Source organism: Nitrospirillum viridazoti CBAmc (assembly GCF_000730165.1).
Classification (GTDB): domain Bacteria; phylum Pseudomonadota; class Alphaproteobacteria; order Azospirillales; family Azospirillaceae; genus Nitrospirillum; species Nitrospirillum viridazoti.
This window is the reverse complement of the sequence record NZ_CP022110.1, coordinates 2,496,781-2,515,577: the sequence shown is the minus strand read 5'-3', so window position 1 is coordinate 2,515,577 and position 18,797 is coordinate 2,496,781. Positions and strand designations below refer to the sequence as shown.

The following is an 18,797-nucleotide window of genomic DNA, read 5'->3' as shown; positions in this document are numbered from 1 at the left end:
CCCCATGGGGACCGGGGCGAAGCGGTATGATCGGGAGAGTTAGCGGCCCCCAGCGCCCTGCCAGTGCCGCATGAAGGTGGCGAAGCCCGCTTCGTCCGTGACCCATACTTCATCGGGTTCACGCGCCTTGGCTGGGGCTTCCTCCTTAAGGCCGGCCTGTTTTCGCCAGGCGCGGCACAGCGCATCGACCCGCCGAACCGTCAGCCGGCCGACCTGATCCCAGGTCCAGCCAGTCCGAATGCAGATGGTCGCGTACAGGTCATCCCAGTTCAGGTCGCCGCCGTCGCGGCCGGCGGCTCCCCCACGGGCACCATGCCGCTGATGCGGGCCAGCGCCTCCACAGCAGCGCCGACCTCTGAATAGCTGGTCTTGGCGGCCTTGAACTGTTCCTCCGTCATCAGGCCGCCGTCGACCAAGGCGACGTGGAGGATGTCCGTGCTGGCGGCGGCGGCCAGGTCCCGCGCGGACTCCGGGCGGAGGCGCAGGAAGGCGGGACCCAGGGCCTTCAACTGGTCGAGGGTCAGCCCCTCGAACGCGAAGGTCTGGCCGCCGAAGGTGATGGAGTTGGCGGTATCGGGGGTGTCGGACATCGATCTTACCTATCAGCGAAAGGAGGTGCGTCTTATTCGGCGAAGCTCACGACGCCGACATTGCCGGCGGCATCGGCGTAGGCCGACACCCCGAATTCCGGGACCATGTAGTCGTCCTGCTTGGCCGCCATTTTCAGGTCGGGGGAGGAACAGACGTTCAGCTGAATGGTGCAGCGCTTCTGCACGCCCGCCACCACAGACGCGGTGGTGTAGACGCCCATGAACTGGACACCGGTGCCCATGGCCTGGCTGGTGATGGCGGCGGTGCTGCCGCCGGCGGCCACGGTATAGGTGTAGCTGACGACGACACCCGCCGACGCCTGAGCGTCGCCGGCGGCGAAGGTGTACACACCCGCCGCCGACACCGTGTACTGGCCCGCCGTGGGGTTGGCGGCGACACGCTGGAGCGGGATCGCGGTGCTGGCATAGGCCACACCCAAGTCCGTCTTGAAGGTGGTGCCGTTGGCAGCGGTATAGCTGTTCGCGGTCGGCTGGCCGCCTTCGTTCACGGCGGTCAGCAGCTGGCCGGGAGTGCTGGTGGTACCCAGGAACAGGGAATTCACCATGGCACCGGACACCAGGCTGTTCTTCACCTTGACGTCGATGCTGCCCTTGCCGCGCTGGACGGCAATGGGGAACTGATTCTGCCCGTACAGCTTCTTTTCTTCGAACTTGATGTCGATGGAAAAGTCACTCAGGGCGGAGAAGTGCACGGGGGTCGGGTTGGCCTGCCCCAGCGGCACGGCGAAGAAATCGCCAGCACCGAAATGGAATTCCAACGTTAAGCTCCTTCCACAGTCAAAAGGACGTCCTCCACCTGGCGCAGCAAGGCGGAAACGAGGTTGAGGGCGGGGGTGTCACGGGAGAGGGCGGAGTCGCGGCAGTAGCGCTCCCGCCAGGCGCGCAATGTGGCCACGGACTCGGGCGTAAGGTCGGTGGGGCCGGCTTCGGGCGGCGCAGCGCCACCCTCCACCGCGCCCACGTCCACGGCGTCGGCCGCGACATCGGGGTCGGACATGGATGCTCACCTCGTAGAGGGGCGGCTTAGGGCCGAATGGTGATGGGAAACCAGGCGACGCCATGCGCTTTGGTGGCCCCCTCATCCGTCAGGACAGGGCCCGAAAGCAGGCAGGCGGACACGCGGCTGGACAGCGTCTGGACCGCGCCGAAGGGCCCAGGCTTCAGCGCCTCGCCCAGCGCATCAACTACCTGGTCACGCAAGCGTTGGGCACTGCCGTCGGCAGCGTTCGTCTGCGTGTAGACGTACAGCATGAAACCCAGGTGCCAGACGACGGGCTTGCCCCAGTCGGTCTTAGGGGTACTGGTGGTGGCCACGGCGATGATCATGGGCTTCTGATCCGCCGGCACGTTGGTCCATAGCTGCAGCTTGTCGATGATGGATGTTGGCTTCACCAGCGCCAGCACGCCCGCATCTTGACGGAGGTAGCCCAGCAGGGCGTCTAGAGTTTCATTTCTCATCAGGTCAGCCCCTGCATCACGGCGGCGACAGCCGCCAGCATGGTGGCGGCACCATCGTTCGCCAGGGCGTCGACGTCGATGTGCCCGGGCCGCTGGACGGCACGCTGGTAGGCGCTGACATGTTCGATGATGGGCCTGACCGGCCGGCCGAACACTAAGCTTTCCTCACGAACGTAGGCCGCGACGTTGATAACTTCCTCGCCGCCGACGGCCCAAGCCTGGGCCTCACGCCCCGTCAGAAAGACGCCCGCGTGGACGCTGTCGGCAGAGATGTCGACGCGGACTTCCACGGCATCGCGGTAGCGTTCCGGCAAGCTAGCCTGCATGCGGACGGCCGTGACTTCCGCTGCCATGGTCAGGGCGGCGCCCAGCCGGCCGATGGCCAAGCCGGACAGGCCGCGAATTTCGGCGCCAATGACCTCGCCGCCGGTCACAGCCCCGGCCATCAGCCGAAATCCTCCACCAGTTCCGTCCGCCAGAAGCCGGCGATCAGGTCTTTTTCCGCCTGCTGGACGGTGAAGCGACGGGTGCCGACCGTCACCACAGCACCGTTCAGGGGCTGGGCGGGCACCTGGGCGACGGGCAGTTCAATCACCGGCCCCTTGTGCGGGGACCGCAAGTCGTCCAGCTGCCCGCCGGGCGTCTGTTCCGAAAATATACCGTCCACCGGGTCGGCCTGGGCGACACCGTCGGGGGAATAGGTGACGCCCTCGGGCGCCCGGAAGGTCACGGCGCAAGCGCGGTTCAGCAAGTCGAAGCGCATGGTATTTCCCGGGGATACCAGGCCCATAAAAGCCAAAGGCCCCGCGTCGCACGAGCGACCGGGGCCTTTGGCTAGGACCGGATGGTTGGGGGCGGTCAGCCCTTCTTCAGGCGCAGCAAGCTCTTGGGGCGCAGGCACGCCGGAAGGGGATTGGACTGCACTTCGAACACGCGGGCGCGGCTGGTCTGACGCTCCTCGTTCTGGAGCATGTAGACCGGCAGGCCCTCGGTGTTGACGAATTCCAGCGTATCGGCATAGCCGAAATAGCACTGAAACAGCCCCGGAACGCCGTGCATGAACACGCGGGCTTCATCCTGTGGGATGCTGACCTTGCCGTCGTCCGAACCACGGTAGTTGACCCACAGGATACCGCCGTAGTCGTAGGTGGAATACGCGCCCGCCGCTTCGGACAAGGCCGTTGGGGCCTTGGCGTTGCCCACGTTGCCGACTTGGCGGGACTTCACCACTTCCTGGTTGTCGACGGCAGCATCGAAGAAATCATCACCGCAAAGGGCGATGGGGTAGGCGCCGGCAAGGACGAAGCCATTCAGTTCCTTGATGATCTGCCGCTTCAGCTTGCGCATCGCGGTGCTGAACAGACCGCCGTCGCCGGTAAAGGTTCCGAACTGGATGGTCTGCGTGTCGGGCCGGGCGACGTTGTAGAAATCGAAGAAGTCATAGAGGACGGTGGCACCGTCGGCATCGATCACCTGGCCGTCGATGGCGCCCAGATACAGGTGTTCCATCGTGTAGGAAAGCTGGGCGCGCAGGCCCAACGGCCCCTCGACGCGCTTGTAGACGCGCCGTTCCACGGTCTCCAGCTGGTCGGTCGTACCCGGCACAAGGACGCCAGCCAGTTCATCGGCGGTGATCACCGCCTCCCGGGCCAGGCGCACGGTGGGAAGGCTGCGGCGCTTGGCCTTGGAGTTCTGGTCCTGGCTGGGCGGGCTGCCGCGCGGGCTGGCGGGGATCAGGGTCAGCTGGCCGCCTTCTTCATCGAACATGGCGTCGATGGTGTTGATCCCCTCGGCGGGGAATAGGCCCAAGCCGCCGAGGAAGCCGGGAACATAGGGGATATTTTCGTTGACGTGCTTCGTCATGGTCACGCCCTTGAAGGCGTCACCATTGAAGATGTCCATGGAAATGGCGCTCATTAAAGCTCCTACTTAATCTGGACGCGGTCAGCGGGCCTTGATGCCGTGCTGGCGCAGAGAAGAGAACGCGGCGGCCATGCCGGCCGAGGTAACGCCGGGCGCCCAGGCAAGGGCGGCCTTGTTGATCTCGGCATAGTTGGTGTGCGCCGTGGCGCGCACATCGCCGGCGGAGGCGTTGACGCGGGCGAAGTTGATGGCGGCGGCCACAGCGGCATCGCCCTGGGCCGCTTCGTCGTAGGCGACGTAGTGGTCGCTGGCCGCGACATAGGCCAGCACCTGGCCGGCGCTATAGGGGGCGGCGGATTGCGCGAGCGTGATGGTGTCGCGGGAAAGGTTCCCGTTGGCCTCAGACACCAGATACTCCCCGGTGTTCAGGCCCTCGGTGAAGACGGCGCCCATGTGGCTTTTCTCCTATCAGCGCTTGTTGTAGGCGCCGTAGACGGCGCGGGTGTCGATACCGCCCAGCGCGGCGCGCTTCTTCTCCGGCGCAACGCCACGAATGGCGGGCGCCTGGCCGGTGACGATGGCGTTGAACAGGGCGGATTTGGCCTCCGCCACGCTGGCGCCGGCCTCGATCAGGGCATCGGCGACGGTCGCCTTGATGTTCGGGTTGGCGAGCATGGCATCCGCCACCAGCTTCCGGATCGTGGCATGCGACCCCAGGCGCTTCTTGACGGTGGCGAGCGGCACGCCCTTGGAGATGAAGCCGGCGGCCAGCTGCGGCTTGCCAGCGGCGGCGCAGGCCTTGGCGATGGCCGCCGCTTCGCCGCGCGCGGCCTTCACGTCGTCGCCCTCGTTCTCATCTTCTTCGGCGGCGTCTTCATCATCGTCACCATCGCCGCCATCTTCGTCGGTGCCGGCTTCCTGGTCACCGCCTTCGGTTTCGTCCTCGCACTCATCCTTGTCGTCGTCGGCGGAGGCGTGCTGGCGCGTATCGGGCGTCTTGCCCATCGTCACTTCCTTTTGGCTGGTCGCGGCCGGGCCGCGTCGGGTTATGCCGGCGCTGCCGCCGGCGGACAGGCTGGCGGTCAGTGCCGCCAGGGCTTCGTCAAAGCTCTCCACCGCGTCGGCCAGCCCCAGGTTCACAGCCTCGTAATCCTGGAGGAGGGCCGCCTCGGTCTGCATGACGGTGTCGACTGCCAGGCCGCGATAGCCGGCAACCGCCGTGGCGAATTGCAGCCGGCTGGCGTCGAGGCGCGCCTGAAACCTGGCGCGCACATCATCGGGCAGCGGCGCATGCCCCCACCCGTCGATTTTCTGGGCACCCGAATAGAGGGCCGTGTAGCGCAGGCCGCGCTGTTCATCGGCGGCGGACTGGTCAACGTGCAAGCTCACCACACCGACGGAGCCGACGTTGCCCATGCGCGGCAGTGAAAGACGCGTCGGCGCCGTGCCGATGCCGCAGGCGGCGGACGCGGCCAGGGCGTTCGCGTGCGCCCATAGCGGCTTCACCTCAGACGCCGCGCGGATGCGGTCGGCACAGTCCAGCATGCCGGCGGCGATACCGCCCGGGCTGTCGATGTCCAGCATGATGCCGCGCACGCGCGGGTCATCAATGGCCGCACCGATGGTCGCGGTCAGGGCGTCATAGCTGGTCAGGCCGCACCAGGCCGCCAACCAGTCCCACCGCGCCACCAGCGTGCCCAGCACGGGCACGATGGCCACGCCGTCGACGGTGAGCGCGTATTCACCGACCCCTTCACCGACTTCGACGGCTTCGGTGGGGCCGATCATCGCCAGGCGCTGCCGATAGGCGGCCCGGGTCCGCTCCAGGATGGACGGCGACCGGCCTTCGCCATCATCGTGCCGGGCCTCAATACCCAGTCGCAGCCCGATGGCGTTGGCGGCGACGCGCAGGGCTTCGGGCTCCATCGCCAGCACCTGGCCGGAGATGGAGCCGGCCAGGCGCGCGCATAGCGTCGTGTTCACGCTGCCTCCTCTTGCGGCGGATCGACCGGCTGTTTGGCGCCCTTGTCGTCCACCTGTTTGGCGTTTGTGTCGTAGACCAGGCCCAAGCCCGTCGCCCGGTTCTGGTCGCGGGCGTTCTCCTCATCGATGTCTGCGGCGCTATGGCCGCTCTCGCCCGCCACGCGCGACCGGGTGTCGATGCCCGCGCGGATCGCCGCGACCTTGGCTGCCACGTCCTGAACGGGATTGATGTACGGCCACGCCTCCGGCACCCACGGCACCGCCGCAGCGTCGAACTCATCCGGGATCACGGATTTGAGCTTCGCCAGCAGGCTGAACCGCGCCAGGATTGGGCGGCACATCTGGAAAATGACCATGTGGTGCTGGATCTGGCGGATGTTCCGGCGGAACTCGTTAAAGGCCGCCCGATAGAGCCTGTCATTGCCGTTGGCGTAGTCGCCCGTGACCTGCTCGTAGAGCAACCCGACCGCCGCAGCGATGCTGCGGTACTGTTGCTTCATGAATTCGGCGTACTGACCGCCCAGGTCGGCCGGTTCGCTGAATTCCACCTCCTCACCGGGGTCCAGGAACCACATCGTTCCTGGTTCCAACTCACCTTCGGCCCCATCGTCGTCCGTCTTGACGGCCGCCAGCACGCGGGCCAGCTGTTCAGCATCCATCCCCTCGGGATAGGGCCGCTTCACGAAGACGGCATAGAGCGCGGCCACCTTCTTTCGGACCAGTTCCGCGTCTTTGTAGTCGGCCAAGTCCTTCAGCAGGTCCAGGATTGGGGTGATCCACGGAACGCCCCGTATCTGGCCCGGCCGCCTAGCCCGGTAGATGTGCAGGATTTCACCAGCCGGGACGCGGATGGGCGTGTTGTTGTATCCACCAGGCGTCACATCATCCGGGTGGCAGGGATACAGCCAGTAGGCGACACGGCGGCCCTCGGCATCGAATTCGATGCCGTGCCGGATGTAGCCGCCGCCGGCCGTTTCCTCGTTCTTGCTGGTGACCAGATATTCGGCCTCCAGCACCTGGAGGCGGAGCGGCACCGGCGACAGCCCGTCATCAATCACGCGGAACCGGACCAAGGCTTCCCCGGCCTCGACCACCGCCGCCACGGCCAGGGCCTGCGCACCGTACAGGCTCATGGTCCCATCGACCATGCACACCGCCGTCCAGGCGACCCAAACGGCACGCACCACGGGGTCGGCAAGCTCCGGAATGATGCCGACGCCGACTACGTTGGACACCAGGCGGCTTTGCACCACCACGGCGTCCGGGTTCTGCCGCATCAGTTCCCGAGACTGCCGAACTAGGCCCGGCAAGCTGTAGTCCAGCGCCGCGTTGGGGCCATAGCCGCCCGTGCGCCAGTTGCGTGAACGTGGTCCGTTGCCGGTGGTGCGATAGGGCGCGTTGACCGGCCGGCCTGCTGGGGAGACGAAAGGGTCATCGGACGCGGAGGCGAGCGCGCGGCCGACCCGCTGGGCCCATCCGCCGACCCGCCGGCGGACCCAGCCGCCCAGGCCTTCCCGTGTTGCGGCAGCCATTACCACCCCCGGCGGGACAGGACCAGCGCCGTCTTGAACCGGGGCCGGGGGTTAACCTCCGCCTCCATCTCCCGCTGGAGGGCCTTCATTTCGGCATCGGACCGGTAAATGACCTCGCGGCCTTCAAAGCGGACGCGTAGGACGCCCTGGGCACGGGCGGCCTTCAGCGCGTCCAGGTCGGCTTTCGTGAAAGCCATGGACGGTTCACCTTCTCTTGACGAAGGACGAGCGCACCACTCGGCGCTTCCGGGCCAGAAGCTCCGCCGTGACGGCAGCTTCGGGCGCGATGTCCGGGGCCTGGTGATCGTCCTGGGTTGGGGGCGGCGCCGACGGCGTGGTGGCCACCCGCACATTCATGAGCGGGATGGCCGACAACAGGTCGCCCTGCGGCGGGCCGGCGGGCTTTCGGGCGGCGGCTAGGGCCGCCCAGGTCGACTTGTCGGCGCCGGCTTCATTCAGCACATGCGACGCCAGGGCCCGGGCGCCGACGAAGGTGTCCAACCTGTCGTTCACGCCCGTCTTGATCCACTCACGGAAGGGCTTCCCGCCCCGCTCGCCAACCTTCAGGTATTCGGCCGTGACTTCCTTGAAGAAGGTCAGGTCGACGTCGCCGTTGAAGTGCGGCAGGCCGCGCCAGGGATTGCCGTCCGGGTCCATGGCGCTTTCCGAACTGCGTAACAGACGGTTCAGCGCACCGAACACCTCCAGCTTCATAGGCCAGGTGCCGATAGGCCATTTAAGGACGGTGCCTTCGCGCTTGCCCCGCCAGTTCACCAGCACCTTGGTGGGCATGCCGATAGGCGGTAGCGAGGGGCCGGGCATGCCATCGGTGGCGAACACCCGCTCGTAGCCCTGGCGCTTCATGTCGCGGGCGAACTTGTAGACCCTGGGCGAGAGATAGCCGCTGTCCACCCCGAAGGCGTCAATCTGCCACCACTGCCCATGGCAATCTTCGTATCGGCGGCGGACCCGCTCCGCGAGCAAGGCCCACACCCTGTCGTCGGCGGGGTCGCCTTCGATGGTCCACCCATCGATGCGCCAGCACTCCATACCCTCGCCCCAGGCGTAGACATCGCCCTTCAGGCCGTAGCCCTGGACGTCGGTATGGGCGGTGATGAACAGGGCACCGGGCGGCAGCTTCTGGCTGGGGAAGTCTTCCCGCAGGGCCAGCAGCTTTTCCGCCGGCGGGGCGTCGCCCTTTTCTTCCCAGGCTTCGCCCTTCACCTGTTGGCTGAACGCCTTCTCTTTTTCCGGGTTGCCCCGCGCGTCCAGCCATTCCTTGACCGTGGCCTCCCAGCTGACCCACATCGAGTAGGCCTGCCAGATGGCGAAGGATGGTTCCCGCCCGCGAGAGGGGCGGCGCCGGAACCGCTCGATTTGGTCGGGGAGGACGACGGGGCCGGGCGCTTCATCGCCGGTGTCATCGTCTTCGGCCACGGGATACGTCTTCAGCCAGACGCCACCCCACATCATTTCGTCTTTGTCGGCTTGCGTGATGACGCAGCCGTGCCCCGACGCGCACAGGAAGTACGCGCCGAAGGGGGCGGTTTCCTGGTCCCATCGCAAGTTCTCAAACTTTAGCACCTGCCAGGCACCGCAATGCGGGCACGCAACGTAGCGGCGCCGCATGTCGCCGCGTTCGTACTTCACCGTGATGCGGCAGGACCCGAGAACACCGGGCGTGGCGGGCCAATAGCACTTGGCGCCCCGCCGTTCCCGATACGCCTTGGTACGATGGATCGCCTGGTCCTGGGGGTCACCGCGGCCGCCGACGTCCAGCGGCCATTCGGTCACCTCCTCGCCCACGATGATCCGATAGGAGACCATCTGGAGGGCTTTGGAACTGGAGGCGGTCGCCACGAAGACGTAGCCGCCCCGGAACTTCTTCATGGATGAGGTGGAACCATCCTCATCCCGCGACTTCATCGACCGCACCTTGTCCCGAAGGGAGGGGGTCGCCTCAATCATCGGCTGGAGCTTCAGCCGGATGTACTTCTTCTGCTCATCCAGCGACGGCAGCAGGACCAGGATGGGGGACGGATCGTCATCGATCACGGACCCGATCAGATTGAGGCCGGCCTCGCTCTTGGCGATCTGGGCCGATCCCATCATGGTCACTTCGAACGACGGGTGCTGGAGGCTCAGGCACTCCATCACCTCCACCATGTGGGGCGCGTTCTCATGCAGGTACGGCACGTCCTTGCCGTCCGCGTAGGAACTGCCTGACTCCGCCGACACCATGCGTACCTTGGCGGCCCACTCGGGGACCGTCCGGCGGATCGGGGGCTTGGCGCCCAGGCCGAAACCAGCGAGGGCGGCGGCGACGCCGTTTGCCAGGTGAGGGAGGTGACTACGTAGCGGGGTCGTTAGGTGCATCGGGCTCGCCCTCATCGTGGGGCGCAGCCTCTTTCCCGGTGGCCAGGTTCTTGGCCATCTTGGCGGCGCGGCTCGCCAAGGCGGTCAAGAGGGCGTCGTCGGCGCTGCTGATCAGCAGCGCGATTTCTCGGGTGTCATTCTTGCCGGCGACGGCGGCGGCCAGCGTCGACACACGGGCCGCCAGGCTGTCGCGGACCAGAGCCCCCAGGGTGAAGGCCGCGTCGCTGAAGTCCCTGGTCGGCGCAAGACCGTGCTGGCGCTCCATCAGGTCCATTTCAGCCTGGGCCGCCTCCGCCTCCGCCTTGCGGAGCCTGGCCACACCCAACTTGCCTTCCGTGCTGGTCAGCCGTGGCGACGGCAAGAAATCGTCATCGTCATCAGCCGATGCGGCGGTGGGCGGCGGTAGAACCCCGCGTGCGATCAAGGCTGCCCGTTGCTTGTCGGGGTCCAGCAGGTTGGCCCGGGTGTTGATCACCTCGTCCAGGTCCAACAGCGGCTGAGCCGCCGTGCCGTGGTTCGTGAAATGCCGCCGGGCCAATCCCCGGCTTAAGGTGCTGGCCGAAACCGGCTGCCCCATCTCCTTCAGGGCAGCAGCCAGCGCGCGGACGCCCAGAAGGCGCCGCCCACTGCCCTGTTGCATGCTGTTTCACCGTTTCACTCTGTTGCAGGCCGTTGCACCACCACGGAAACGGTCGCACTAGAAAACCAACACGGCTGAATTCACCGTGCTAGAGCGCCTGGCCGCCAGGGTCCCCGGATATCCTGGGGACCTGGGCGGCATCTGTACTTGGCGGCTGACCGGGTGGAGGCCTTACGGATTATCGGGCGCCCGGGCCGGCACGCTGACCCCACACTGGATAGGGCCGGCCAAATGGAAACGGCCCGCACTGCGATTGCAGCGGGGCCGTGATGTCCAGATTTCGAGCGTTCGGGCACCAAAGCAAACGGCCCCCTAAAAGCGCAAGCACATTTTTTTTTGCGCCTCGCTTCTTTGCCACAGAGAGAGCATTTGGCTCGGCCAAACCGCCACGCAGCCTCTTATGGCTCACTTGCCCCGCAACAGCTAACGGCAGCAGGCAGACGGTCACTCCACCCGTGAACGATGCACAACCAATATAATCTATTGGATATAGTGTTGTTGCCAAAAAGTGGAGTCATAGTGCGAAAGAAATACCTTTACGATGGAGGCGGGAATGTGGGGCAAACGGATAGCCGCTGTAATTGTGTGCACCTTTTTGCTAAGCGGCTGCACAGCTTTCAACTTTGCATCATCCCAAGCAAAGCAGGCGACCCTAAGAAATGGCGCGGCAGGAGAACACAAGCCAGATGCTGTGGAGTCGGCTGTAAATGGCATCCTTAATGAGATGAGTGGGCAAAATCCATGGCCAACTACTGTTGCCGATAGGCAAGTAATATTGGTGGGAAGCATGAACCGTCTCGACGCGACGTGCAGAAATTATTTCGGTCTATTGATACGCTTAGACAAAGAACGAAAGGCAATGAAAAAAGAAACCACACTCGCCGGAACAACTGCCGTTGCTATTCTTACGGCCGCAGCCAGGGATGCAGTAAGAACAATAGGATATGTTGGTTTGGCATATGGTGTAATCAATAGTTACTTAGACATAGAAACTGATATTTATCTTTATGAACAAGCTCCGCAGCAGACCGCCCAAATGACATTCGACTTTATGGCAATAGCCCGTTCCGCAATTCAAAGCACTGAAAACCCAGACAATATTGAGCAGGCAAAATATATTCTCGGTCGTTACGCTGTCAACTGCTGGCCTCCGCAGATTGATTTAAACGTGCTCACTTCGATTTCTAAGGCCGGACAAGATGCGACAAAGGTAAACGTCGGGTCTGGTCTAGCAAATGTGAAATAGCATGTGGAACTGAGGCCCACCCGGGCCTCACCTTCCAAGGCACTTCAATACCCACCTCCTAGAGCACGCTCACCCACGGCTCGTCCGGCGCCGCCGGCCCTGTCACCCGGTGGCTGGCCAGCAGCTGGCGGGACACCAGTTCGTCGACCAGCCACGCCAAGGCGGCCCGCCATTCCGCGTAGACCCGGCGGCCCAACTCCAGCGCGGCCGGGGACCTGTCAAGCGTCACTTGACGCACCCGCCCATCGGGGCCGACTTCGTCGCGGACCAGGACCGTTCGCACCTTGGGCCCGACGATGCAGCCGTCATCGTCCACCACGAACACCACCTTGCCCCGGTGCAGGATGGCCTGTTCCTCGACCCGGGCGCCCGGCAGCCAATCCGGCCGCTCCCCCGTCCGTCCCACCTCGATCAGCAAGCCCGTCCACAGCGGACGCGGCGCCCGGCACACGGCGTCGTGGACGGCCTCCGCATCGGGGTGTAGGACGCCCGACGGGGTGCCGCTGTTGTCGACCCGGCAGCCCAGCACCGCGATGCTGCTGCCCGTACCGTCCGCCGTGCGGCGGGTCACCGGGATGCCCGCCGCCTCGCGCTCCAGCTCGTGGAGCCCAACCCCACGGTCAACCACCAGGTCCGCCCGTTGGCGCTGGTAGACCCAGACCAACAGTGCCTCGATATCGATTTCCGGCACTTCGGTCACCATCAGGCCCCCCTGCCAAGCCCAGCAACGGCCACCCCAGGCTGGCGGGGCGGCTTGGCCCATCGGCCCTGGTGGATGCTGGTCCGCTGCTGACCACGGCCACCGACGCACCGCTGCCCCTCCGCCACCCCACACGTCGGGCAGGGCTTCTGGGCGATGGCGTCGTCACGCCTCTGCCGGCGGCGATCCGCGCCGGTCGCGGGCTTCCTGGACTCAGCCATGGCCAGCAGCCCCCCTGCCAAGCCCAACCCCGCCAGCCACGGGCACCAGGGCCGCCGGCAGGTCGAACCCCAGCCGCAGCACCACGTCGGCGCCGACGAAACCAGCCTGGACCATCGCCACGATTTCGCCCGGCGGCCACAGCGCAGCCTGCGACTTTGCCGCCGCACTTCCGCTGGCCAATAGGTCGGCACGGCGCCGCAATTGGGCGATATCTGCCCCGCTAAACCCCTTTTGAATTTTTGGGGAATTAAAGGGGGGGTTATTAAGATCATAGGGGGGGAAATCGGACTTCCCTGCGGTTCCGTCCGCCAAATCGGCACTGTTTTGCCCCATCTTTTCCTTTCCTTCCAACGACTTATCCTCAAAAAACCGGCCACTTTTCTCTGAGATTTCCGGGGACTTTTCCGGGGTGTTTTCTGGTGGGTTTTCCGCCCACTTTTCCGGGACGTTTTCCGGCCTGTTTTCTCCGGCTTTTCCGCCCTGTTTTCCGGGGTGTTTTGGGCGCTGACGGGACGTCCCGCCCCGCCCCGGGGTGATGGCCAGCACACCGCCCGCCACCTCCACCAAGCCCTGTGCGATCAACTCCGCCTTGTGCCGCTTCCATCGGTTGCCCGCCTTGGTCTTCCGCGCTAGGGCGTCGTCGCGGTCCGGCACCTCGCCCCCCGCCGCCAGGCAATGGTGGACCAGGCGCAGGAAGGTCAATTCCAGGGCCGCGTCCATATCCTCGGCCTCCGCCAGCAGCAGGGCCGGACACATACTCACCACCAGCGGCTTCCCAGCCCTAGACATCCCGCACCTCGCCATGCCGCGCCGAAGCGTTCGAACGCTTCAGGCACCCCTTCCAATTCATCTCGCCACCGAAGCGTTCGAACGCTTCGGGCGCTGGGGCGAACACGGGGACGCTCCCCGGGTCGACCGGAAACGTTCGAACGCTTGCCGCCAGCCCCATCCACTCAGCCAAGGTCAGCAGCGCCCGCGTGCCGGACACCTCATGATCATCCGCCATCAGAACAACGCCCCCTGGCCCAGCGGCCCGTGCCCAGGGGCCGGCCCTTTGGCCTTCGCCACCTGGTGATCCCAATAGTCCGCAGGCAGATGCCGGCGGCACCACCAGCGGGCGACGCCGCCGCCGCGCAGGAATACGCCCTGCCCGAACGGACCCCATTCCCAGCAGCCCACCGCGTCACACGGGTGGAGGGTGGGTGGCGGCCTGCCGGTGGCCGCGCCCTTAGCCATCTGGCACCAGCCCCGGAGCGTTCGAACGCTTCGAACCCAGCAACAGACCGCACGTCATTACGCTGGCCAGGTGCCCCATGGTATCCAGGCCGGCGCGCGGCTGGACCGCCAGCACGGCGCACATCTCGGCGTAGGACAGCCCCTCCGCCACCCACACGGCCAGCGTCGAGCGGATGTCTAGGGCCAGGCCCTCCAGGCTCATATCCATCAGCGGCGGAGACATGGCCTGGCCTTCCTACCCGCTAAACTTCTCGAGGGGCGCGCTTGACCGGAGGCGTCAACCGGGGTTGACGTTCCGTCTTGACAATACTGTCCACTACAGTGTACAAGACTTACGTCATCAACTAGATGGGGAAGCCCACCATGGAAGAGGTAGAAGATGAAAACGAGCTGATCATGCATCCGGCCTTTGAAGACTGGCTTCGGACGCTTAAGGATAAGCAAGCTCGTCAACGGATTTCCATCAGGCTCATCCGAGCCCGTCTTGGAAATTTTGGCGACTGCGAACCCGTTGGCGACGGCGTCAGCGAGATGCGCATTATGTCCGGACCCGGCTACCGCGTGTACTATGGGCGGCAAGGAAAACGGACATACATCATTCTCGGTGGGGGCGAAAAATCGACCCAAAGTCGAGACATCACGGTGGCAAGAGCCCGCTTCAACGACATGCGTTGACCAATCTCGGAGGGCGCCCCTGTTCAGGCAAGGGCGCCCACCCCAGATACGGTGAGTAAAGCTTTTTGGATGACCAATGAACAAAGTCGATAGAGTAAAATGATAGTGGATATTAATTAAAGCAGTATGAAAAAAATGGGTATCCCCGCAGAACAAATGAGAGATGGAGTGTCCGTAATGAGCAACAACACGAGCGAATGGAGAAAATTTGACGCTGCTGATTTCCTGGAAACTGACGAAGATGTTGCTGAATTTCTGAATGCCGCAATAGAAGAAGGTGATCCGCAACTGTTTCGTGTCGCACTTCAGGATGTAGCACGCGCAAAAGGCATGACCGAATTGGCACAGATCGCGGATATGCCGCGAGGAACCCTGTACAAGGCGCTGTCGCCAGAGACCAAGACCGGGTTCGATACGATCCTGCGGATATTGCAGGCACTGAACCTGAGCTTCACAATTAGGCACGCCAAAGCATGAGGAAAGGGCGGGACCGGGTAACCGGCCCGCCCTTTTTGCTGTCCAATCCAGGCCGAAGCGTTCGAACGCTTTCTCAGGCCCTTGACCAACGGTTGAGCATGCCAACCAAGCCGCACCTGGGAAAAACCACAGGTAGGCAGCCTTAATGCCTACGTATTTAATCAGGGAGTACCGGACACCATCACGAGGGATCGCCCGCCCATGAGCACCGCGCCCTTTTCCCGCTGGATCAACTGCACCAACTGCCTGACCACATCCCGCTATGGCGTACGTTTCTGCCGAGGCTGCCGCGCCCCCGTCGAATATGGGCAGTCCGATGAGGAAGCGATGACGTGCTTCAAGGTCGGCTGGATAGGGGCTGCGGCCCTGACCTTCCTGCTGCACCAGACGTCCTGCATCAACCTCCACAATGAAATTGCATGCTACGTAGCGGCCGGCTTGGTGGCAGCCAGTGGCTTCGTCGTCGCAACCGCCCACCTCTACCTGACCATCGACCGCGTGCGCTTCATCCCTGTCAAATAGCGCCGCAACCTCGAAGCGTTCGAACGCTTCGGCTTCCCTGTCGCCGGCGGGATGACGTTTTCGTGCACGCGGCTGACGATAATGCGGCTGGCGGGAGGGCCGAACACGGTGCTTTGCTGTCCCCAGCAGCCACACAGCGCATAGGGACCAGCCGCCATGTTTATGGAACCAGCCTACCGGAAGCCGGGCTATGTTCGACCCGACAATATCCTGTGCCCCTGGTGCGGTGGGGTGTCGGCCTATGGCGCATCCGCCTGTGAACACTGCTCGGCCCAGGTCACCTATGGCCAGCCCCAACACGCCGCCATCCTGTTCGGCGTCCTGCCCACCTTGGTATACGCCACCCTTTTTCTGGACATCCCTAACGGGATGGGTATGGCCCTCTTTGCGCCGCTGGTTGGCTGGCTGACGTCGCTCGCGCACCACCACCTGGCTTGGAACCAGATATGGTTTTGGCTTCCTGCAGGCGCGCGGTGCGGCTGACGCGCCCCGGAAGCGTTCGAACACTTCCATGCCAGCGGCTCGGGCCATCACACGCCCGCCAAGTCGTCCGGGGATGAAGCGTTCGAACGCTTCACCGCCGGTGACGCGCCATACAGCTTCACCCCGACATTCACCAGGAACTGGCGCTCGAAGTCGTTCAGGCGCGCGTCATGCACCGAGACGGCCAGGGTGCCGGTTTCGCGCCAGCCGGCGCGCTTCACCTCATCCACGGGCCTGCGGCTGCTGGCGGCGAACGCCAGGTTGGAACGAGGGGGACGGGGACCACGCGACATCAACGCTTCCTCCGCTTGGCGGCCCCGGTGAAGTGCCGCAGCTTGTCTTTTCGGGCCTGGCGCCCGATGTCCCGCCGCCAGACCAGCACTTCCGACAGGGCATCCACCGTCTTGCGCAGGCGGGCGCGGGTTTCCCGCGTGTCGTCCGCCAGCACCGCCCGGGCCGCCGACAGGACGTCGTCCACCAGCGGCCCCAGGCCCTGGGGCACGGCATCAATGGCTTCCTGAAACCGCTGGGGCCGCCCGCCCGCCAGGTGCAGGCACGCGGCGGCGATCAACCGGTCTTCCGGCGCGGGCACCCTCACAGCAGTTTGTCCAGCGGCGGGGCCGGCACATAGCACCGGGCGTGATGGTCGGGGCAGTAGGGGCTATGCCCCTGACGGGGCTGGCCGCAGAACTCGCGGTCGCGCGGCTCGCCCAACAGGTACTGACACCCCAGGCTGGCCGGTAAGCGGGACGCCTCCACCCGGTGGCGCAGGATCGCGCGGCGGATGGAAGGCCGCGCCACAGTGCCGGTGTCCTCCACCCCCTCACCGGGCAGATAAAAGGTGCGGACCTGGCGCCTGTCGACCCAATCGTAATGGATGATCAGGAACCGGGCCTTGCGCAGCCGGCGCAGGGCCTCGGTGACCGTGGTTTCGGCGCAGAAAGCCGCCTGGGCCAACACAAGGTTCCGGGGCGACCGGTCACCGGCCGCGATAGAGGCGACGATAGCATCCAGCACCCGCTTGCGCAGGCCGTCCGGCTGCCGCAGCGCCGCCGGCATCAGGGCGTCCGGCATGGCGCGTCACTCCGCCGCCACGGCGAGCGCGGGAAGCTCATCCACCACCCCGGGCGCAACGCGCAGATAGCGGCGGCGCAGGTCGGCCAAGCTACACGCCAGGATGACGAACTTCGCCCCGTCGCCGTAGGGCCACCGGGGGTCCGTCACGGTCATGTACCCCAGGGCCGTCCGCATCCGGTACACGTCGTACCCCAGCATGACGGTGCGCTTGGGCGCCACGAAGCCAACCACCCAATCCGGGTGCCACCGGCCATACATCTCCGCCGCCAGGACGGTGTAGAGATGATAGGCCAAGTCGCGGTGCCGAACGTCCGGGTGCACGTACATCCCGCCGGGGATGGCCACGAAACCCGCGATCCCGCCCAGCCCATCAGCGTCAAGCATCACTTGACACTCCCGGGGTGGGCTGGCGCCAAACATGAACGTCCCGTCGGCCATGGCCACACCCAGCCCGTTGGGCACATGGCGCAGGCGGGCGGCGATGCAGGCCCGCGTCTCGCCCGTCGCATCCACCGCGCGCACCACCAGGGCGGTGCCCGGGTCCGGCGGATCAAGCTCGGGATCATACAGCGGGATGATGGGGTACCAGGACGGTGGCGCCGCCTTGTTGTAGGCCGCCAGCACGTCGAAGTCGCTGTCGACCACGACAGTCAGATTGGCAGCCGCGACAGCCGCCACGGCCGCACGCTGCACCGCCTGGGCGTCATAGTGATGCATGTTCAATGCTTTCCACGACGGTGATGCCCAGCCGCAGGGCCGAGCCGGGGAAGTCCAAGGCGAGGCGCCTGAAGACGGCGACGTTGCCATCCGCCACCACCCGCATGCGGTGGTGCTGCGGACCGCCCGCTGCATCGGTCAGGGCGTTGTGTGCCGCCGCCAGATAGTCGCGGGGTCCAGGCAGGGCCATCAGGGACTGACCCGCCACACCCTGGCGGCGCGATTGGTCCCAGAAGTCGATGCCGCCGCCGATGCTGACGACGCGGACGGACGGGTCATAGATGCTGGTCAGGCCGTTGACGCCCAGATCGTCCAGCATCCCGAACAGTTCGGGGCTGATGCGCCCGCCGGACTGGCGGTGGGCGTCCAGCACCAGGGCGTGCCGGGGGTCGAGCGCATCGCCCTCCAGCGGCAACGCTTCGTTCAGTTCAAGAGCCCGGCCGGCGGCGTGAGCGATGCTGAAGATGCCTGCCGCGCCCTGTCCGCCGCCGCGCGCATCTGCGCCAGCAGGTCCATGCCCCGCCTGATCTCCGCCGTCATCTGGGCAGACATCCGCGTCAAATTCATCTGGAAGGTATCCGCCTCGCGCTCCAGTTCCTCGGGAGTGCGCAGCGGGGTAGGGACGGTGGGCACGGGACATCTCCGACAATTCAGAAGCAAGCGCCTCCGCCTGGGCGGCAACGGCGTTCAAGGCGAAGTCCATGCCCGCGCGGTCAACACGACCGTCGGGGGCATAGACGAATTCAATGAAGGGCCAACCCCACGCGCTGATGGCGGCGACCAGCATGTCCTTGGACATCCGCCCGGCGATCATGCGGTTGGCGCCGGCCGAGCTAATGCCCAACTCGCGCTGGAGGTGCTTGGCGGTATCCCGGGGCCACAGACCGCGCACATATCGCGCGGCACGGTCACCCGCTTCGGCCAGTGATAGGCCGCCGGGGCTGGCCTGATAGTTCGGGCGCGTATGCATGGCGCACGC

Annotated in this window: 28 protein-coding genes; 5 read left to right on the top strand and 23 right to left on the bottom strand. The window is 65.4% G+C overall.

Annotated elements, in window-relative coordinates; all coding sequences use genetic code 11:
* Nucleotides 1-269: 269 nt before the first annotated feature.
* From Y958_RS11660 to Y958_RS11600, 13 genes are all read right to left on the bottom strand, one after another.
* Nucleotides 270-590, bottom strand: coding sequence for a hypothetical protein (locus Y958_RS11660; RefSeq protein ID WP_088872116.1), 321 nt, complete (start codon nucleotides 588-590; stop codon nucleotides 270-272).
* 32 nt (nucleotides 591-622) lie between these two features.
* Complete coding sequence (locus Y958_RS11655; protein WP_088872115.1) at nucleotides 623-1,369, bottom strand: hypothetical protein; 747 nt, start codon at nucleotides 1,367-1,369, stop codon at nucleotides 623-625.
* Nucleotides 1,370-1,371: 2 nt separating this feature from the next.
* A complete protein-coding gene (locus tag Y958_RS11650) occupies nucleotides 1,372-1,608 on the bottom strand; it encodes a hypothetical protein (protein WP_088872114.1) in 237 nt (78 codons plus the stop codon).
* 26 nt (nucleotides 1,609-1,634) lie between these two features.
* A complete protein-coding gene (locus tag Y958_RS11645) occupies nucleotides 1,635-2,069 on the bottom strand; it encodes a DUF3168 domain-containing protein (protein ID WP_088872113.1) in 435 nt (144 codons plus the stop codon).
* On the bottom strand, nucleotides 2,069-2,515 hold the full coding sequence (locus Y958_RS11640; RefSeq protein ID WP_088872112.1) for a hypothetical protein: 447 nt from the start codon (nucleotides 2,513-2,515) through the stop codon (nucleotides 2,069-2,071). Before Y958_RS11640 ends, Y958_RS11645 begins: the two co-directional genes overlap by 1 nt.
* The gene (locus tag Y958_RS11635) at nucleotides 2,515-2,832 is read right to left on the bottom strand and encodes a head-tail joining protein (RefSeq protein WP_088872111.1); all 318 of its coding nucleotides are present in this window, start codon (nucleotides 2,830-2,832) and stop codon (nucleotides 2,515-2,517) included. Before Y958_RS11635 ends, Y958_RS11640 begins: the two co-directional genes overlap by 1 nt.
* 95 nt (nucleotides 2,833-2,927) lie before the next feature.
* Nucleotides 2,928-3,986 (bottom strand): major capsid protein, encoded by a 1,059-nt coding sequence (locus Y958_RS11630; RefSeq protein ID WP_088872110.1) that lies wholly within the window; start codon nucleotides 3,984-3,986, stop codon nucleotides 2,928-2,930.
* 27 nt (nucleotides 3,987-4,013) lie between these two features.
* Complete coding sequence (locus Y958_RS11625; RefSeq protein ID WP_088872109.1) at nucleotides 4,014-4,385, bottom strand: head decoration protein; 372 nt, start codon at nucleotides 4,383-4,385, stop codon at nucleotides 4,014-4,016.
* 15 nt (nucleotides 4,386-4,400) lie between these two features.
* Nucleotides 4,401-5,915 carry a S49 family peptidase gene (locus tag Y958_RS11620; RefSeq protein WP_088872108.1) on the bottom strand — a complete coding sequence of 505 codons (1,515 nt, stop codon included), beginning with the start codon at nucleotides 5,913-5,915 and terminating at the stop codon, nucleotides 4,401-4,403.
* Nucleotides 5,912-7,447 carry a phage portal protein gene (locus tag Y958_RS11615; protein WP_088872107.1) on the bottom strand — a complete coding sequence of 512 codons (1,536 nt, stop codon included), beginning with the start codon at nucleotides 7,445-7,447 and terminating at the stop codon, nucleotides 5,912-5,914. Before Y958_RS11615 ends, Y958_RS11620 begins: the two co-directional genes overlap by 4 nt.
* Nucleotides 7,447-7,644, bottom strand: coding sequence for a phage head-tail joining protein (locus tag Y958_RS11610; RefSeq protein ID WP_088872106.1), 198 nt, complete (start codon nucleotides 7,642-7,644; stop codon nucleotides 7,447-7,449). Before Y958_RS11610 ends, Y958_RS11615 begins: the two co-directional genes overlap by 1 nt.
* A gap of 7 nt (nucleotides 7,645-7,651) precedes the next feature.
* On the bottom strand, nucleotides 7,652-9,823 hold the full coding sequence (locus Y958_RS11605) for a phage terminase large subunit family protein (RefSeq protein WP_186291164.1): 2,172 nt from the start codon (nucleotides 9,821-9,823) through the stop codon (nucleotides 7,652-7,654).
* On the bottom strand, nucleotides 9,798-10,463 hold the full coding sequence (locus Y958_RS11600; RefSeq protein WP_088872104.1) for a hypothetical protein: 666 nt from the start codon (nucleotides 10,461-10,463) through the stop codon (nucleotides 9,798-9,800). Before Y958_RS11600 ends, Y958_RS11605 begins: the two co-directional genes overlap by 26 nt.
* A 553-nt stretch (nucleotides 10,464-11,016) precedes the next feature.
* Here Y958_RS11600 and Y958_RS31375 point away from each other — a divergent pair.
* Nucleotides 11,017-11,709 carry a hypothetical protein gene (locus tag Y958_RS31375; protein ID WP_145727875.1) on the top strand — a complete coding sequence of 231 codons (693 nt, stop codon included), beginning with the start codon at nucleotides 11,017-11,019 and terminating at the stop codon, nucleotides 11,707-11,709.
* Between the two features lie 58 nt (nucleotides 11,710-11,767).
* Here the strand turns inward: Y958_RS31375 and Y958_RS11595 are convergent, their stop codons facing one another.
* The 5 genes from Y958_RS11595 to Y958_RS11575 all read right to left on the bottom strand — a co-directional run bounded on the left by Y958_RS11595 (nucleotide 11,768) and on the right by Y958_RS11575 (nucleotide 14,090).
* Nucleotides 11,768-12,412, bottom strand: a complete 645-nt coding sequence (locus Y958_RS11595) for a hypothetical protein (RefSeq protein WP_088872103.1) — start codon at nucleotides 12,410-12,412, stop codon at nucleotides 11,768-11,770.
* Entirely contained in the window at nucleotides 12,412-12,630 is a 219-nt protein-coding gene (locus Y958_RS33010) for a zinc finger domain-containing protein (protein WP_088872102.1), read from the bottom strand. The genes Y958_RS11595 and Y958_RS33010 overlap by 1 nt, the downstream gene beginning before the upstream one ends.
* The gene (locus Y958_RS11585) at nucleotides 12,623-13,351 is read right to left on the bottom strand and encodes a hypothetical protein (protein ID WP_145727874.1); all 729 of its coding nucleotides are present in this window, start codon (nucleotides 13,349-13,351) and stop codon (nucleotides 12,623-12,625) included. Before Y958_RS11585 ends, Y958_RS33010 begins: the two co-directional genes overlap by 8 nt.
* 61 nt (nucleotides 13,352-13,412) lie before the next feature.
* Nucleotides 13,413-13,637: a hypothetical protein gene (locus tag Y958_RS11580; protein WP_088872100.1), complete on the bottom strand. Its 225-nt coding sequence runs from the start codon at nucleotides 13,635-13,637 to the stop codon at nucleotides 13,413-13,415.
* A 222-nt stretch (nucleotides 13,638-13,859) separates the two neighbouring features.
* The gene (locus Y958_RS11575; protein WP_088872099.1) at nucleotides 13,860-14,090 is read right to left on the bottom strand and encodes a hypothetical protein; all 231 of its coding nucleotides are present in this window, start codon (nucleotides 14,088-14,090) and stop codon (nucleotides 13,860-13,862) included.
* A 140-nt stretch (nucleotides 14,091-14,230) separates the two neighbouring features.
* Here Y958_RS11575 and Y958_RS11570 point away from each other — a divergent pair, with 140 nt between their 5' ends.
* The 4 genes from Y958_RS11570 to Y958_RS11555 all read left to right on the top strand — a co-directional run bounded on the left by Y958_RS11570 (nucleotide 14,231) and on the right by Y958_RS11555 (nucleotide 16,024).
* A complete protein-coding gene (locus tag Y958_RS11570) occupies nucleotides 14,231-14,542 on the top strand; it encodes a type II toxin-antitoxin system RelE/ParE family toxin (RefSeq protein ID WP_244909274.1) in 312 nt (103 codons plus the stop codon).
* Between the two features lie 177 nt (nucleotides 14,543-14,719).
* On the top strand, nucleotides 14,720-15,019 hold the full coding sequence (locus tag Y958_RS11565; RefSeq protein ID WP_088872098.1) for an addiction module antidote protein: 300 nt from the start codon (nucleotides 14,720-14,722) through the stop codon (nucleotides 15,017-15,019).
* Nucleotides 15,020-15,220: 201 nt separating this feature from the next.
* On the top strand, nucleotides 15,221-15,541 hold the full coding sequence (locus Y958_RS11560; RefSeq protein ID WP_088872097.1) for a hypothetical protein: 321 nt from the start codon (nucleotides 15,221-15,223) through the stop codon (nucleotides 15,539-15,541).
* 156 nt (nucleotides 15,542-15,697) lie between these two features.
* Nucleotides 15,698-16,024, top strand: a complete 327-nt coding sequence (locus tag Y958_RS11555) for a hypothetical protein (RefSeq protein WP_088872096.1) — start codon at nucleotides 15,698-15,700, stop codon at nucleotides 16,022-16,024.
* A gap of 47 nt (nucleotides 16,025-16,071) precedes the next feature.
* Here the strand turns inward: Y958_RS11555 and Y958_RS11550 are convergent, their stop codons facing one another.
* From Y958_RS11550 to Y958_RS31370, 5 genes are read right to left on the bottom strand one after another with little or no spacing between them, the layout of a single operon-like run.
* A complete protein-coding gene (locus Y958_RS11550) occupies nucleotides 16,072-16,317 on the bottom strand; it encodes a hypothetical protein (protein WP_088872095.1) in 246 nt (81 codons plus the stop codon).
* The gene (locus Y958_RS11545) at nucleotides 16,317-16,622 is read right to left on the bottom strand and encodes a hypothetical protein (RefSeq protein WP_145727873.1); all 306 of its coding nucleotides are present in this window, start codon (nucleotides 16,620-16,622) and stop codon (nucleotides 16,317-16,319) included. Before Y958_RS11545 ends, Y958_RS11550 begins: the two co-directional genes overlap by 1 nt.
* Nucleotides 16,619-17,098, bottom strand: coding sequence for a hypothetical protein (locus Y958_RS11540; RefSeq protein WP_088872093.1), 480 nt, complete (start codon nucleotides 17,096-17,098; stop codon nucleotides 16,619-16,621). The genes Y958_RS11545 and Y958_RS11540 overlap by 4 nt, the downstream gene beginning before the upstream one ends.
* Before the next feature lie 6 nt (nucleotides 17,099-17,104).
* A complete protein-coding gene (locus Y958_RS11535; protein WP_088872092.1) occupies nucleotides 17,105-17,818 on the bottom strand; it encodes a hypothetical protein in 714 nt (237 codons plus the stop codon).
* Nucleotides 17,805-18,788, bottom strand: coding sequence for a hypothetical protein (locus Y958_RS31370; protein ID WP_145727872.1), 984 nt, complete (start codon nucleotides 18,786-18,788; stop codon nucleotides 17,805-17,807). Before Y958_RS31370 ends, Y958_RS11535 begins: the two co-directional genes overlap by 14 nt.
* Nucleotides 18,789-18,797 lie beyond the last annotated feature (9 nt).